This window comes from Hoeflea sp. EC-HK425, from assembly GCF_902498795.1.
Taxonomy (GTDB): Bacteria; Pseudomonadota; Alphaproteobacteria; order Rhizobiales; family Rhizobiaceae; genus Hoeflea; species Hoeflea alexandrii.
This window is the reverse complement of sequence record NZ_LR701572.1, coordinates 4,110,017-4,123,848: the sequence shown is the minus strand read 5'-3', so window position 1 is coordinate 4,123,848 and position 13,832 is coordinate 4,110,017. Positions and strand designations below refer to the sequence as shown.

The window sequence follows — 13,832 nt, the reverse complement described above, 5'->3', positions numbered from 1 at the left end:
CCGAAACATGCTCTTTGAAGCAGGACAACGTTGATGACCAATCTTGACTATGAGCTGCAGCAGGAAACACCGGTTGACGAGGCCGACACCGCCGCCGCGCGTGGCGATTTCGAGCGAATCCGCCCCTTGCCGCGGATTTCGGTGCACGTCTTTGTTGAAACCGAAGGCCTGGGCAAGACCATGGAGCGGTGTTCTCAGGACCGGCGCATGGCCAAGGTCAATCTTCGCATCAATTCCGGCGGCGTTTCAGCTGCGGCAAACATGTTCGCCGGCTCGCCCACACCCAACCTGCTGATCCTGGAAACCCGTGCCGACGGGCAGACCTTGCTCGAGGAGCTCGGCGAGCTTGCCGCGGTTTGCGATCCGGACACGCGGGTAGTGATTGTCGGGCACGTCAATGACGTGGCCCTGTACCGCGAACTGATCCGCAACGGCGTGTCTGAATACATCGTTGCACCGGTTTCCATGGCTGATGTGATCAGCGTGATCTCGACGATTTTTGTCGATCCCGATGCCGCGCCACTCGGCCGGTCCATCGCTTTCGTCGGCGCCAAGGGCGGTGTTGGCTCTTCCACCATCGCGCACAATTGCGCCTGGAGTATCTCTAGCCTTTTTTCCAGCGAAGTCATTCTGGCCGATCTCGATCTCGCCTTTGGCACCGCGAACCTGAACTTCGATACAGACCCGGCCCAGGGCATTGCCGAAGCGGTGTTCTCGCCCGATCGTCTTGACGAGGTGTTTCTGGACCGGCTGCTGGCCAAGTGCTCCGAGCATCTGTCCATGCTTGCCGCACCGTCGATGCTGGACCGGACCTATGATTTCTCGGGTGACGCGTTCCTTCCGATTCTCGACATCATCCAGCGCAATGCGCCGGTTGCCGTCCTCGACGTTCCGCATGTCTGGAATGACTGGACCCGCAAGGTGCTTTGCGCGGCTGACGAGATCGTCATCACCGCAACCCCGGATCTGGCCAATCTGCGCAACACAAAGAATCTTTTCGATACCCTGCGCAAACTGCGTCCGAACGATCATACGCCGCTGCTGGTGCTCAATCAGGTCGGCATGGCCAAGCGGCCTGAAATCGCGCCGGAGGCATTCTGTGACCCGCTTGAAATCGAGCCGCTGGCGATCATTCCCTTTGATGCACCGCTGTTCGGCGAGGCCGCCAATTCCGGTCTGATGATCGCGGAATCATCGGCCAAGTCGCCGGTTGCCGAATCGCTCTCGCAGATTGCCCATGTCGTCACCGGCAGGGCCGAGGTGAAGAAGCGCAAGAAGGCCGGATTGTCGTCGCTGATGGGCCTTCTGGGCCGCAAGTAATCTGTAAGACTGGAGTGGAACGCAACATGTTCGGCAAACGCAGCAATGATGGATCGGGCAAGCCGCCGCAAGCTCCGGCGCCCAAGCCCATGGTTCATGCCGAACCGGAGCCCGTAACCGCACCTGCGCTTTCACCGGAGGCGGCAATGCCGTCGATGCCTGCCGCTCCGCAGGCGCCTGCGCCGCAGGCCGCTGCGCCACAGCCGGCGCCCCAGCCCGCCGCACCGCGCCGCGAAGAGCCGCCCGTCAAGCGCAAGTCTGCCCGCAACGAAGCCTACTACGACACCAAGAGCCAGGTCTTCTCGGCCCTGATCGATACCATCGACCTGTCGCAGCTGGCCAAGCTCGATGCCGAGAGCGCGCGTGAGGAAATCCGTGATATCGTCAACGATATCATCACCATCAAGAATTTCGCACTGTCCATCGCCGAGCAGGAGGAACTGCTTGACGATATCTGCAACGATGTTCTCGGGTATGGTCCGCTGGAGCCGCTGCTGGCGCGGGATGACATAGCCGATATCATGGTCAATGGCTCCGGCATGACCTACATCGAAGTTGCGGGTAAGGTTCTCGAAACGGACGTCCGTTTCCGTGACAACAGCCAGCTGCTGTCGATCTGCCAGCGCATCGTCAGCCAGGTCGGACGCCGCGTCGACGAATCGAGCCCGATATGCGATGCGCGCCTGCCCGATGGCTCTCGTGTCAACGTGATTGCCCCGCCGCTGGCGATTGATGGCACCGCGCTGACCATCCGTAAGTTCAAGAAGGACAAGCTGACCCTCGATCAGCTGGTCAAGTTCGGCGCCATCACGCCCGAAGGCGCTGCGGTTTTGCAGATCATCGGCCGGGTTCGCTGCAACGTGGTGATTTCGGGCGGTACCGGTTCCGGTAAGACCACCCTTCTCAACTGCTTGACCGCCTATATCGATCAGGACGAGCGGATCATCACCTGCGAAGACTCCGCCGAACTCCAGCTGCAGCAGCCGCATGTCGTCCGTCTCGAAACCCGCCCGCCCAACATCGAGGGCGAGGGCGAGATCACCATGCGCGATCTCGTCAAGAACTGCCTGCGTATGCGTCCCGAACGCATCATCGTCGGCGAAGTCCGTGGCCCGGAGGTGTTCGACCTCCTGCAGGCCATGAACACCGGTCATGATGGTTCCATGGGAACGATCCACGCCAACAGCCCGCGCGAATGTCTCAGCCGTATGGAATCGATGATCGCCATGGGCGGTTTCACCCTGCCGGCCAAGACCGTGCGTGAGATCATCGCCGGCTCTGTCGACGTCGTGATCCAGGCGACCAGGCTTCGCGACGGCTCGCGCCGCATCACCCACATCACCGAAGTTGTCGGCATGGAGGGCGATGTCATCATCACCCAGGATCTGATGAAATACGAAATGCTCGGCGAAGATGCCAACGGCAAAATCGTCGGTCAGCATCGCTCGACCGGCATCGGTCGCCCGAACTTCTGGGATCGCGCCCGTTACTATGGCGAAGACAAGCGGCTGGCAGCGGCGCTCGATGCCATGGAAAAAATGACCTCTTAAGGAGACGCTCGCGTGTTTGGTCTGGATACAGTGGTAGTCGCCATCATCGGCCTGGCCGCGCTTTCGGCGGGGGCGCTGGGCTATGGCGTGCTCTATTCCCGTATCGAGGTCGAACGCAAGGCGGAAACCCGGGTCAAGCGGGTCAAGGCGGCCGAGACCGATCGCTCCAAGGCAACCGCCGCGCGCGACAGGCTGAACGAGGCCAACAAGAGGCGCAAATCCGTTCAGGATTCACTCAAGACACTGGAAGAGAAAAACAAGGAGAATGATCGCCGCAAGTCACCGGCCCTGAAAGACCGGATCGCCCAGGCGGGACTGACCATTTCGATCCAGCAGTTCTATATTTTTTCCGCGATTCTGGGCTTCGTGACCGGCTTTCTCGCCTTCGTTTTCCAGGGGAACCTCTATGTTGCCCTAGGGGTCATGATCATTTTTGCCGTCGGGATACCGCGCTGGCTGGTGGGATTTCTGCGCAATCGCCGCATGAAGGCATTTCTTGCCGAATTCCCGAATTCGCTTGATGTGATGGTGCGCTCGATCAAGTCCGGCCTGCCGCTCAATGACGCCATCCGGATGATTTCCGCCGAAGGCCAGGAGCCGGTCCGCACCGAATTCAAGCGTATCGTCGAGGCCCAGCAGATGGGCATGAACATTCCCGAGGCTTGTGCACGGCTCTACACCCGGATCCCGCTGTCGGAAGCGAATTTCTTCGCGATCGTGATCGCCATCCAGGCCCAGGCCGGCGGCAACCTGTCCGAAGCGCTTGGCAACCTGTCTCGCGTCTTGCGCGATCGCAAGAAGATGAAGGGCAAGATCAATGCAATGTCGATGGAAGCCAAGGCGTCCGCCGCCATCATCGGCGCGCTGCCTTTCATCGTCAGCCTGCTCGTCTATCTCACGTCGCCCGAATACATCTCGCTGCTGTTCACCGACAGCCGCGGTCATTTCATCCTCGGCGTTTCGCTGGTCTGGATGTCGTTGGGCATCCTGGTAATGCGCAACATGATCAATTTCGACATCTAGGGACCACAAGCCATGTTCTCCGATATTGTCTCGTCCCTGACCGACCCGGCCTATCTGGTTCCGATCCTGATCTCGATTGCGGTTTTCGCCACGATCTACACGGTGCTCGCTCCCTATTTCGAGGGCGGCAATCTGGACTCGCGGATGAAGTCGGCGGCGCTCGAGCGCGATGAAATCCGCGCCCGGGAGCGTGCCCGTCTCAATGCCGAGCAATCCCGCGCCGGTGCGAAGAGCGCCGGCCTGCGCTCGCGCGACAACGCCTCCGTGCGTGGCATTGTCGAGCAATTGAACCTGAAGGATGCGCTTGCCGACGGAGCAACGGTGGCCAAGCTTCGTGCCGCCGGCTACCGCACGCAGAACGCGCTCAACATGTTCCTGCTGGCGCGTTTCGTGCTGCCTTTCGTTTTCCTCGTCGCCTCCGTGGTCTACGTTTTCGTGCTCGACAACCTTGTCGACAAGCCCTTCACGGTCAGGGTGCTCGCCTGCATCGTCGGGGCCTATATCGGCTTCTACACGCCGAACATGTTTGTCTCCAACCAGGCCAAGAAGCGTCAGGCCTCGATCAAGCTTGCCTGGCCGGATGCACTCGACCTGATGCTGATCTGCGTGGAATCGGGTGTTTCCATCGAGGCCGCGATGAAGCGTGTGGCCGAGGAGATCGCCGTCCAGTCGACGGCCCTTGCGGAGGAGTTCCTGCTCACCACCGCTGAGCTGTCCTATCTGCAGGACCGCCGCATGGCGTTTGAAAACCTGGGAAGCCGCACCGGGCTCGAACAGGTGAAATCCGTCACCCAGGCCTTGATACAGTCCGAACGCTACGGCACCCCCATCGCCCAGGCCTTGCGCGTTCTTGCCCAGGAGAGCCGTGACCAGCGCATGACCGAGGCCGAAAAGAAGGCCGCGGCGCTGCCTCCGAAACTCACGGTGCCGATGATCGTGTTCTTCCTGCCGGTCCTGATCGGCGTCATCCTCGGGCCGGCGGCGATCCAGGTGATGGACAATTTCTCGGGCGGCGTTCCGAATTAGAAAGAGACCTGGTCGCGCAGACCTGCATGGCTTAAACGCAGCGCTGTAGGGGGAATCCTCGCAAGCCCGAGCCTTTCGTTTCCCAGACCATAAAGACCCCGCTTGCCGCATGAGCGCTTGCCGGCACCCACGACCAACCAAGACTCCACGGCAAGTGCCTTCCCACCCCCGCTTGCTGCCGGAGGAAGATCGGAAAGCGGATGCGGCGCATGCCGGACTATGCCCGGTTCAGGCTGGATCTGATCCGAGGGTATGGAGTCCTGTTCGGATTTGCGAACGGCTGCACCGAAGATGGGAGCAATTGCCCTGCAGGCTAACGGCTCTTGCCGGTGTCGTCCGGGAAATCAGTTGGTGTTCTTGCGGTCCGAGTCCTTGAGCTTGTTCCAGGCGTTCTGCTGGGACAGCATGGCGCGCAGGTAGCTCACATTCGCCTTTGCCTGCTCGGTGGACAGCTCGGAGCTGGCGATCTGCTCGGCCTCCTGGAAGCGGCCCTGAAGGCCGACCACCAGTGCGAGGTTCTGCCGGACCCGGCTGTCGGCGCCAGGCTGCCGGACGGCGGATGCAAGGTAGGTCTCCGCCGTTCTCAGGTCGCCCTGCAGCACATAGGACATGCCCAGGTTCGACAGGATGGAAGGCTCGTTCGGCTGAAGGTCGAGCGCCTTGCGATAGCGTTGCCGTGCGGAGGCCGGATCGCCCATTTGGTCGTAGATGGCCCCTTCGGCTGACAGAAGCTGCCAGTCCGGCCTGTCGGGAGTCTGGGCCCGCTGGATGGCATCGAGCGCCTTTTCCAGCTGGCCGGCGCCGGCCAGCGCCTTGCCGTAGGCGGCCAGCACGGTCCGGTCGGTTGGATTGTGAATGGCAACCTGCTGCATCACCGCGAGCGCCTGTTCGGCGCGGCCGCCCATGGTCAGGACCGAGGCATACTTCATGCCGACTGCGGCATCCTTGGGATTTCTGTCATAGACCCGTCCGATGCTCTCGGCGGCCGAATGCAACTCGGTCGCATTCATGGTCTCGAGCGGCTTGTTCAGCGATGGAATCGAGCCGGTGGTCATCTGCCCCTTCGATGCGCAACCGGCCAGGGTCACGCTGATCGCTGCAATGCAGACGGCCGAGAGTAGGCGGCGGGGAAAAACGGAGCTTTGATGGGTCGCTGACATGGTCTGATCCCGGAAAGTGTGCGTCGTGGTGATCCTCAAAGTCGATCTCCACAGTCTCCGCACCAGCAATAATCTGTTAACCCTAATCAAGAGTTAACGACTGATTCTCCGTGCCCGGAGCCGGAGAACAAGAGGAGATGCCATGCCGCCCTTCAGCCAGATCAATAGATCCTCACCGTTTGCGGAAATGTCCGGAGATTCGCTGCCGGTCTGGGCGGTCTCGCGCTCAGACATCGAGCGTGGTCATTTCGACAAGACGGCGTTGGCCTGGGCGAAAACCGCAGGATTCCAGGCCGGAGAAGGAAACATGCTGCTGGTGCCCAACCGCCATGGCAAGCTCGCCGGCGCGCTGTTCGGTCTCGGCGATGACGGGCAATGTCATCCCTTCGTCGGCGGCAAGCTGGCCCGCGTACTTCCCAAGGGCGACTGGCACATCGAGACATCGCCGATCCCCGGTGCCGTCATGGCGCTGGCCTTCGGCATGGGCGCCTATCGCTTCGAGAGCTACCGCAAGCCCGCGACCGACAGCCCGCGTCTGGTCATTCCGGCGGATGCAGACGCTGCCGCCATCACGCGGACCGTCGCCGCTGTCGGATTGGCGCGCGACCTCGTCAACACGCCGGCCAATGACATGGGACCGGACGCGCTCGAAGCCGCCTTCCGCGGCCTTGCCGGACATTACAGCGCCGAAGTCAGCGTCATTGCCGGCGAAGAGTTGCTGTCGGGCGGGTTCCCGATGATCCATGCCGTCGGCCGCGCAGCCGATCAGGCGCCGCGTCTGCTCGAGATGCGCTGGGGCAAGCCCGGCGCCTTCAGGCTGACGCTGGTTGGCAAGGGCGTGTGTTTTGACACCGGCGGCCTCGACATCAAGCCGGCTTCCTCGATGCTCAACATGAAAAAGGATATGGGCGGCGCTGCCAATGTTCTGGCGCTCGCGATGATGATCATGGATGCCGGACTGCCGGTGGATCTGCGTGTGCTGGTTCCCGCGGTCGAGAACTCGATTTCGGCCTCCGCCTTCCGTCCCGGCGATGTGCTTTCAAGCCGCAAGGGATTGACTGTCCAGATCGACAACACCGACGCTGAGGGTCGCCTGGTGCTGGGCGATGCGCTGACCTACGCCTGCGAGGACAATCCCGGCCTGCTCATCGACATGGCCACGTTGACCGGCGCTGCCCGGGTGGCGTTGGGTCCGGATCTGCCGCCGTTCTACACCGATGACGAGACCCTGGCCGGCGAGATTGCAACCGCCTCCGAAAGCACGGTCGACCCGCTCTGGCGGATGCCGCTCTACAAGCCCTACGAAGCCGATGTCAAAGCCAGGATTGCCGATCTGACCAATGCGCCGTCGGGCGGGTTTGCCGGGTCGATCACCGCGGCCCTGTTCCTCAAGCGTTTTGTCTCGCCGGAAACCAGCTGGGTGCATTTCGACATCTTCGCCTGGTCGCCGAAGGACAAGCCGCATGCGCCGATGGGTGGCGAGGCGCAAGGCATCCGTGCGCTGTTCGACGTCATCAGCAAGCGCCATCCAGCCTGAGGGTGAGCACCCGGCTTGCGCGGTTTGCGAGTTTCGGTCAGTATAATACGGTACCGAAACGAACCAGGCGCGCCGCATGCCACTCGATCTCCGGCCATCCGAAGCCCTTGGATTGTGGCACGCAGCCACTCTCGAACATGTTCGCGTCATCGGGCCCGATCTCACCATCAGGCAGCTGGCGATCCTTTTGCATATCTATCTGGCGCCGCCGCCGCACACGGTGCGGGGGTTGGCCGCAATGCTTGGTGTGACCAAGCCGGTGATCACCCGGGCGCTCGACACCATGGGGCATATGGGGCTGGTGCGCCGGGTGCGCGACGACCGCGACAGGCGCAACGTCATCATCAAGCGAACGGTCGATGGAGCGCTCTTTGTCGAGAAGCTTGGCGACATCATCATCGCGGAAGGGCGCAAGCTGGCGCTGGCGGAAGGATCGGGGGCATGAGTGAACAACTGGACCGCCGGTCTCATGCCTACAGGCCGGATCTTGCGGACATCCGCCTCAGGGGCCGGGTCACGGCCGACCGCTACATCGAGGGGATGCCTGCAGAGGTGATCGTGCCGGTTGCCGCCCTTCACCCCCGGCCCGACCCCGAGTCCAGCATCGACACACAGGCTTTGCGCGGCGAGGCACTCAGCGTCTTCGACATCTCCGGCGGCTGGGCTTGGGTGCAGCTCGCAGCCGATGGCTATGTTGGTTATGTGCGCGAGCAGGCGATCGGGCAGGGCGCGGGCCCGGCGACCCATGTCGTCTCGGTTCCGCGCAGCTTCCTCTATCCAGGCCCCGATCTGCGCTTTCCGCACCTCGATGCCCTGTCGATGGGCAGCCGGCTAAGGATCGTCGGGACAGCCGAAACCCGGGCAACCCCTTACGCCATTCTGGAGGACGGATCAGCCATCATCGCCGCGCATCTTCTGCCGGTTGCCGAGAACCTGACAGACGATCCTGTGTCGGTGGCATCCCGCTTTCTTGAAACGCCCTATCTCTGGGGAGGACGATCGGGCTTCGGCATCGACTGCTCTGGCCTGGTGCAAATGGCGCTGGCCATGACCGGCAAGTCCGCGCCGCGCGATTCCGACCAGCAGGCCGCCAGCCTGGGCCGGATCATCGACCCTGACACTGACGGCCTGCAACGCGGTGACCTGGTGTTCTGGAAAGGCCATGTCGGCTTCATCGAGGATCCTGAGACGCTCCTCCACGCCTCGGGTGGAACCATGTATGTCACGCGGGAACCCTTGCGCGATGCGATCGACCGTATCGCCCGGCTGTACGGATTGCCGACCTGTTACCGGAGGCCGTAAGCCGGCTCAATAGCCCGCCTTGTGGTCCACCAGGTTGAGCAGCGGCTCGCCGCGCTCGAAGGCATCGATCTGTTCCACCATCGGTGCAATCAGCGATGACGGCATCGACGCCGCCGCGGCATGCGGCGTGATTGTCACCTTGGGATGGCTCCAGAACGGGCTTTCCGGATCGAGTGGCTCCTGCTGGAACACATCGAGCGTCACTGCCGAGAGCAGCCCCTCATCCAGGGCTGCGAGGATGTCCGCCTCGTTCTGCAGCCCGCCACGCCCTGCATTGATCAGCACCGGCGCGCCCAGCGGACCGCGTTTGGTCATCCGACGAAACAAATCCCGGTCGAGGATCTCGTGGGTGTCGGGCGTCAGTGGCAGCAGCACGACGAAGATGTCGGCAGAGGCGAGGAAAGCGTCAAGTCCAGCCTCCCCCGCATGACAGGTGACCCCCTCTACCTGTTTCTGCGTTCTCGACCATCCGGTCACGGCAAAACCCATGACCTGAAGCTTGGCGGCTGCGTCGCGGCCAAGTTCCCCCAGGCCCATGATTCCCACGGTGATGTCAGCGGCAGCCTTCTGGTCACGGTCCTCGTACCAGGTCCGGCTGGCCTGCTGGGCCCGGTAACGCGGCCCCAGCCGGTGATGGTCAAGCACCTGCCAGACCACGTATTCGCTCATCCGCGTGGTCAGGTTCGGCGAGACGACACGCACGATCGGCACGTCCGGCAGATCGGGGTCGGCAAAGACATGGTCAACGCCGGCGCCGAGCGAGAAGATCACCTTGAGGTTCGGCAGTTTCGACAACAGGCCCGGGCGCTGCTTCCAGACAATCGCATATTCTATGCTCGGATCGGTCTCTCCGTCCGGTTCAAGCGTCACCTGCCGTCCAGGTGCAGCCTTGGCGAGCTCCTGGGTCCATACGTCCGGCGCCCAGCCGGTGAGGGCGAGCAGGATTCGCCCCTTCTTGGTGTCTGACATTGTTCCGCCTATTCGCTGACCGCTCCGCCGGAGGCGGCTTCGAGATTGAAGGCCGCCGCCATCAGGGCCTTGGTGTATTCAGTGGTCGGGTGATCGAATATCTGGTCCGCCGTTCCCTGTTCCACCACCTTGCCGGCGCGCATGACGATCACGTCATTGGCCAGAGCCCGCACAACCTTGAGGTCATGACTGATGAACAGGTAAGCCAGATCATGCCGGCGCTGCAGATCCCTGAGCAGGTCCACCACCTGCGCCTGAACGCTCATGTCGAGCGCCGAGGTCGGCTCGTCCAGCATCACGAAACGGGGCTTGAGCACCATGGCCCGGGCAATCGCGATGCGCTGGCGCTGGCCACCGGAAAACTCGTGCGGATAGCGCCAGCGCGTCGAGGCGTCGAGCCCCACTTCCTCGAGCGCCGCAGCCACCCGCCGGTCGCGATCCTGGGCGGAAAGATCCCTGGCGTGGATTGCCAGCCCCTCGCCGACGATGTCGGCGATCGACATGCGCGGACTGAGTGATCCGAACGGGTCCTGAAACACCACCTGCATGGAGCTTCTGAGCGACCGCATCTGCTTGAAGGACCGCTCGTGCAGCGGCAGCTTGTTGAAATGGATCTCGCCTTCGCTGCGGATCAGCCGCATCAGCGCTAACCCGAGTGTGGTCTTGCCCGATCCCGATTCGCCGACGACGCCAAGCGTCTGGCCTGATTTCAGGGAAAGCGACAGCCCGTCCACGGCCTTGACGTGGTCAACCGTGCGCCTGAGAAAACCCTGCTTGACCGGAAACCAGACCTTGATGTCTCGGGCCTGCATCACCTCGGGCGCCGATGGCTTGCGCCTGGGCGGCTCACCCTTGGGTTCTGCGGCGAGCAGGTGCTTGGTATAGGCATGCTGCGGATTGGCAAAGATTTCCGCTGTCGGACCGGTTTCCACGATCTTGCCATTGGTCATCACGCAGACCCGGTCGGCGAATTTGCGCACGATTCCCAGATCGTGCGTGATGAACAGCATGGCCATCCCATGCTCGTTCTTCAGCTCACGCAGCAATTCGAGGATCTGCGCCTGCACTGTGACGTCGAGCGCCGTGGTCGGTTCGTCGGCAATCAGCAGTTCGGGACGGTTGGCAAGCGCCATCGCGATCATCACCCGCTGCCGCTGACCGCCCGAAAGCTGGTGCGGGTAGGAGGCAAGCCGCTTCCGCGGTTCACGAATGCCAACCTGTTCGAGCAATTCTAGAACCTGGCGCTGGGCCTCGTCCGGCTGGATCTGCTGATGCAGATGCAGGATTTCCGAAATCTGCTTCTCAACCGTCTGCAGCGGATTGAGCGAGGTCATCGGCTCCTGGAAGATCATGGTGATGTCGTTGCCGCGCACCTCCCGGATCTCCGGTTCGGGCGCCGAGAGCAGGTCCCGTCCCTTGAACAGGATCTCACCCGAGGGATGGCTCGCGGCCGGGTAGGGCAGCAACCGCAGCACCGAAAGCGCCGAGACCGATTTGCCGGAACCCGATTCCCCCACCAGCGCCACCGTCTCACCTCGTTTGATGTCAAACGAGATGTGGTCGACAGCCGTCTGGCTGTCGCCGCCCTGGTGGAATTCCACCGACAGGTCGCGAACCGACAGCAGCACCTCGTCTTTGTTCGCACCACTCATCGGAACGTCTTTCGCGGGTCGAAGGCGTCACGGGTGGCTTCGCCGATGAAGATCAGCAGCGACAGCATGATCGAGATGGTGAAGAACGCCGTCAGCCCAAGCCACGGCGCCTGCAGGTTGCGCTTGCCCTGCGCGATCAGTTCGCCCAGCGAGGCCGAACCGGGCGGCAGCCCGAAGCCGAGGAAATCGAGCGAGGTCAGCGTGGTGATCGAGCCGGACAGGATGAACGGCAGGAAGGTCAGCGTCGCCACCATGGCGTTGGGCAGCAGGTGGCGGAACATGATCGTGGTGTTGCCCACGCCCAGCGCCCGGGCGGCGTTGACATATTCGAAATTGCGGGCGCGCAGGAATTCTGCCCGGACGATGCCGACAAACGACACCCAGGAAAACAACAGCATGATGCCGAGCAGGATCCAGAACCCCGGCGGCAGCACGGCGGCGATGATCAGCAGGATGTAGAGCACCGGCATCGACGACCAGATCTCGATGAAGCGCTGCATCAGAAGATCGGTCCATCCGCCGAAATAGCCCTGCACGGCACCCGCTGCGATACCGATCAGTGCCGAGAAGACTGTGAGAGTAAGGCCGAAAAGGACCGAGATACGGAAGCCGTAGATCATCCGGGCGGTGACGTCCCGCGCCTGGTCATCAGTGCCGAGCCAGTTCATGTTGCCAAGCGTGCAGCCTGGGTCCTCGTCCTTGAGCGGATAGGCCGAGCAGGCCTCCCCGTCCTCCAGCAGCCAGAAGGGTGCGGTCGGCGCGGAGTGCGGGATGTAGGAGTTGGCCGTGGTGTAGGAGTAGCGGATCGGTGGCCAGATGATCCAGCCATTCGCCTCGATCTCATCCTGGATGAAGGGATCGCGATAATCGGTGCGCGCCAGAAAGCCGCCGAACTTTTCCTCCGGATAGTCGATCAGCACAGGATAGAGGATTTCGCCCTTGTAGGACGCCAGGATCGGCCGGTCATTGGCGATGAATTCCGCCAGGAGGCTGGCAATGAACAGGATCATGAAGATCCACAACGACCAGTAGCCGCGGCGGTTGGCCTTGAAATTGGACCAGCGCCGCCTGTTGGTCGGCGACAGCCAGCCCTTCGGCCGGCCTTGGGCATCATAGGCCTGTGCATTGCTGGAAGCCGGCGCGTTCATCCGACATCCCTTTTCTCGAAATCGATGCGCGGATCGACCCAGGTGTAGACCAGGTCGGAAATCAGCCCGACCACCAGGCCCATCAGCGAGAAGATGAACAGCGTCGCGAACACAACCGGATAATCCCGCTTGATCACCGATTCAAAACCGAGCCGGCCCAGCCCGTCGAGCGAGAAGATCGTCTCGATCAGCAGTGAGCCCGAAAAGAACGCGGAGATGAAAGCACCGGGAAAGCCGGCGATGACGATCAGCATCGCGTTGCGAAAGACGTGGCGGTAGAGCACCTGGCTTTCGCTCAGCCCCTTGGCACGCGCGGTTGTCACATACTGCTTGCGGATTTCGTCGATGAAGGAGTTCTTGGTCAGCAGCGTGGTGGTGGCAAAGGCCGCCAGCGACAGCGCGATCAGCGGCAGCGCTAGGTGCCAGAAATAGTCGACGATCTTGCCGAACAGGCTGAGCTCGGCGAAATTGTCCGATGTCAGCCCGCGCAGCGGAAACCAGTCGAAGAACGATCCGCCGGCAAACACGACGATCAGCAGGATACCGACCAGAAAGCCAGGCACCGCATAGGCGACGATGATCAGGCCGGATGTCCACACATCGAAGCGCGAGCCGTCGGAGACGGCCTTCTTGATCCCCAGCGGAATCGAGATGATGTAGGAGAGCAGCAGGATCCAGACGCCGAGCGAGATCGACACCGGCATTTTTTCGATGATCAGGTCGATCACATCGATGCTGCGGAAATAGCTCTCGCCGAAATCGAAGCGGATATAGTTCCACATCATCAGTCCGAACCGCTCGAGCGGCGGCTTGTCGAAGCCGAACTGCGCTTCCAGTTTGGCGATGAATTCCGGATCGAGCCCCTGCGCGCCGCGATATTGCGAAGTGACCGAATCGCCGAAATCCTGGCTCTGCAGCCCGGGATCGTCGCCGCCGCCGCCGGAAATGCGGTCGGTCGCCGAATCGCCCTGCCCGGTCAGCTGCGCGATCACCTGTTCCACCGGGCCGCCCGGCGCGAACTGGATCACCGCGAACGAGATCGCCATGATACCGACAATGGTCGGGATCATCAGAAGCAGGCGGCGAAGAATATAGGCGCCCATCAGCCCACCCGTCGGATGCCCGTCCGGGCAACGGCAGTGTGG

Annotated in this window: 12 protein-coding genes; 7 read left to right on the top strand and 5 right to left on the bottom strand. The window is 62.2% G+C overall.

The window, feature by feature from the left end; all coding sequences use genetic code 11:
- The first annotated feature begins 33 nt into the window (after positions 1-33).
- From SPHINGO391_RS22330 to SPHINGO391_RS22315, 4 genes are read left to right on the top strand one after another with little or no spacing between them, the layout of a single operon-like run.
- Entirely contained in the window at positions 34-1,320 is a 1,287-nt protein-coding gene (locus tag SPHINGO391_RS22330) for an AAA family ATPase (protein WP_152010904.1), read from the top strand.
- 26 nt (positions 1,321-1,346) lie between these two features.
- A complete protein-coding gene (locus SPHINGO391_RS22325) occupies positions 1,347-2,870 on the top strand; it encodes a CpaF family protein (RefSeq protein ID WP_152010903.1) in 1,524 nt (507 codons plus the stop codon).
- Between the two features lie 12 nt (positions 2,871-2,882).
- Positions 2,883-3,893: a type II secretion system F family protein gene (locus SPHINGO391_RS22320; RefSeq protein ID WP_152010902.1), complete on the top strand. Its 1,011-nt coding sequence runs from the start codon at positions 2,883-2,885 to the stop codon at positions 3,891-3,893.
- Positions 3,894-3,905: 12 nt separating this feature from the next.
- A complete protein-coding gene (locus SPHINGO391_RS22315) occupies positions 3,906-4,919 on the top strand; it encodes a type II secretion system F family protein (protein WP_152010901.1) in 1,014 nt (337 codons plus the stop codon).
- 344 nt (positions 4,920-5,263) lie between these two features.
- Here the strand turns inward: SPHINGO391_RS22315 and SPHINGO391_RS22310 are convergent, their stop codons facing one another.
- Positions 5,264-6,079, bottom strand: a complete 816-nt coding sequence (locus SPHINGO391_RS22310) for a tetratricopeptide repeat protein (RefSeq protein WP_152010900.1) — start codon at positions 6,077-6,079, stop codon at positions 5,264-5,266.
- 142 nt (positions 6,080-6,221) lie between these two features.
- Here SPHINGO391_RS22310 and SPHINGO391_RS22305 point away from each other — a divergent pair, with 142 nt between their 5' ends.
- The 3 genes from SPHINGO391_RS22305 (at position 6,222) to SPHINGO391_RS22295 (ending at position 8,918) form a co-directional block, all read left to right on the top strand.
- Positions 6,222-7,616, top strand: coding sequence for a leucyl aminopeptidase family protein (locus SPHINGO391_RS22305; RefSeq protein WP_152010899.1), 1,395 nt, complete (start codon positions 6,222-6,224; stop codon positions 7,614-7,616).
- Positions 7,617-7,692: 76 nt separating this feature from the next.
- Positions 7,693-8,061, top strand: a complete 369-nt coding sequence (locus SPHINGO391_RS22300; RefSeq protein ID WP_152010898.1) for a MarR family winged helix-turn-helix transcriptional regulator — start codon at positions 7,693-7,695, stop codon at positions 8,059-8,061.
- A complete protein-coding gene (locus SPHINGO391_RS22295) occupies positions 8,058-8,918 on the top strand; it encodes an NlpC/P60 family protein (protein WP_152010897.1) in 861 nt (286 codons plus the stop codon). Before SPHINGO391_RS22300 ends, SPHINGO391_RS22295 begins: the two co-directional genes overlap by 4 nt.
- 6 nt (positions 8,919-8,924) lie before the next feature.
- On the opposite strand, the gene SPHINGO391_RS22290 is transcribed toward SPHINGO391_RS22295, so the two are convergent.
- From SPHINGO391_RS22290 to SPHINGO391_RS22275, 4 genes are read right to left on the bottom strand one after another with little or no spacing between them, the layout of a single operon-like run.
- Positions 8,925-9,887, bottom strand: a complete 963-nt coding sequence (locus tag SPHINGO391_RS22290) for a glyoxylate/hydroxypyruvate reductase A (RefSeq protein ID WP_152010896.1) — start codon at positions 9,885-9,887, stop codon at positions 8,925-8,927.
- Between the two features lie 8 nt (positions 9,888-9,895).
- Positions 9,896-11,539 carry an ABC transporter ATP-binding protein gene (locus SPHINGO391_RS22285; RefSeq protein ID WP_152010895.1) on the bottom strand — a complete coding sequence of 548 codons (1,644 nt, stop codon included), beginning with the start codon at positions 11,537-11,539 and terminating at the stop codon, positions 9,896-9,898.
- A complete protein-coding gene (locus tag SPHINGO391_RS22280; RefSeq protein ID WP_152010894.1) occupies positions 11,536-12,687 on the bottom strand; it encodes an ABC transporter permease in 1,152 nt (383 codons plus the stop codon). The genes SPHINGO391_RS22285 and SPHINGO391_RS22280 overlap by 4 nt, the downstream gene beginning before the upstream one ends.
- Complete coding sequence (locus SPHINGO391_RS22275) at positions 12,684-13,790, bottom strand: microcin C ABC transporter permease YejB (protein ID WP_152010893.1); 1,107 nt, start codon at positions 13,788-13,790, stop codon at positions 12,684-12,686. Before SPHINGO391_RS22275 ends, SPHINGO391_RS22280 begins: the two co-directional genes overlap by 4 nt.
- Positions 13,791-13,832 lie beyond the last annotated feature (42 nt).

Bases quoted from the DNA above. Each gene is read 5' to 3' on its own strand.
- SPHINGO391_RS22330 (WP_152010904.1), top strand. From the start codon at position 34: ATGACCAATCTTGACTATGAGCTGCAGCAGGAAACACCGGTTGACGAG.
- SPHINGO391_RS22325 (WP_152010903.1), top strand. From the start codon at position 1,347: ATGTTCGGCAAACGCAGCAATGATGGATCGGGCAAGCCGCCGCAAGCT.
- SPHINGO391_RS22315 (WP_152010901.1), top strand. From the start codon at position 3,906: ATGTTCTCCGATATTGTCTCGTCCCTGACCGACCCGGCCTATCTGGTT.
- SPHINGO391_RS22310 (WP_152010900.1), bottom strand. From the start codon at position 6,079: ATGTCAGCGACCCATCAAAGCTCCGTTTTTCCCCGCCGCCTACTCTCG.
- SPHINGO391_RS22305 (WP_152010899.1), top strand. From the start codon at position 6,222: ATGCCGCCCTTCAGCCAGATCAATAGATCCTCACCGTTTGCGGAAATG.
- SPHINGO391_RS22300 (WP_152010898.1), top strand. From the start codon at position 7,693: ATGCCACTCGATCTCCGGCCATCCGAAGCCCTTGGATTGTGGCACGCA.
- SPHINGO391_RS22295 (WP_152010897.1), top strand. From the start codon at position 8,058: ATGAGTGAACAACTGGACCGCCGGTCTCATGCCTACAGGCCGGATCTT.
- SPHINGO391_RS22290 (WP_152010896.1), bottom strand. From the start codon at position 9,887: ATGTCAGACACCAAGAAGGGGCGAATCCTGCTCGCCCTCACCGGCTGG.
- SPHINGO391_RS22285 (WP_152010895.1), bottom strand. From the start codon at position 11,539: ATGAGTGGTGCGAACAAAGACGAGGTGCTGCTGTCGGTTCGCGACCTG.
- SPHINGO391_RS22280 (WP_152010894.1), bottom strand. From the start codon at position 12,687: ATGAACGCGCCGGCTTCCAGCAATGCACAGGCCTATGATGCCCAAGGC.
- SPHINGO391_RS22275 (WP_152010893.1), bottom strand. From the start codon at position 13,790: ATGGGCGCCTATATTCTTCGCCGCCTGCTTCTGATGATCCCGACCATT.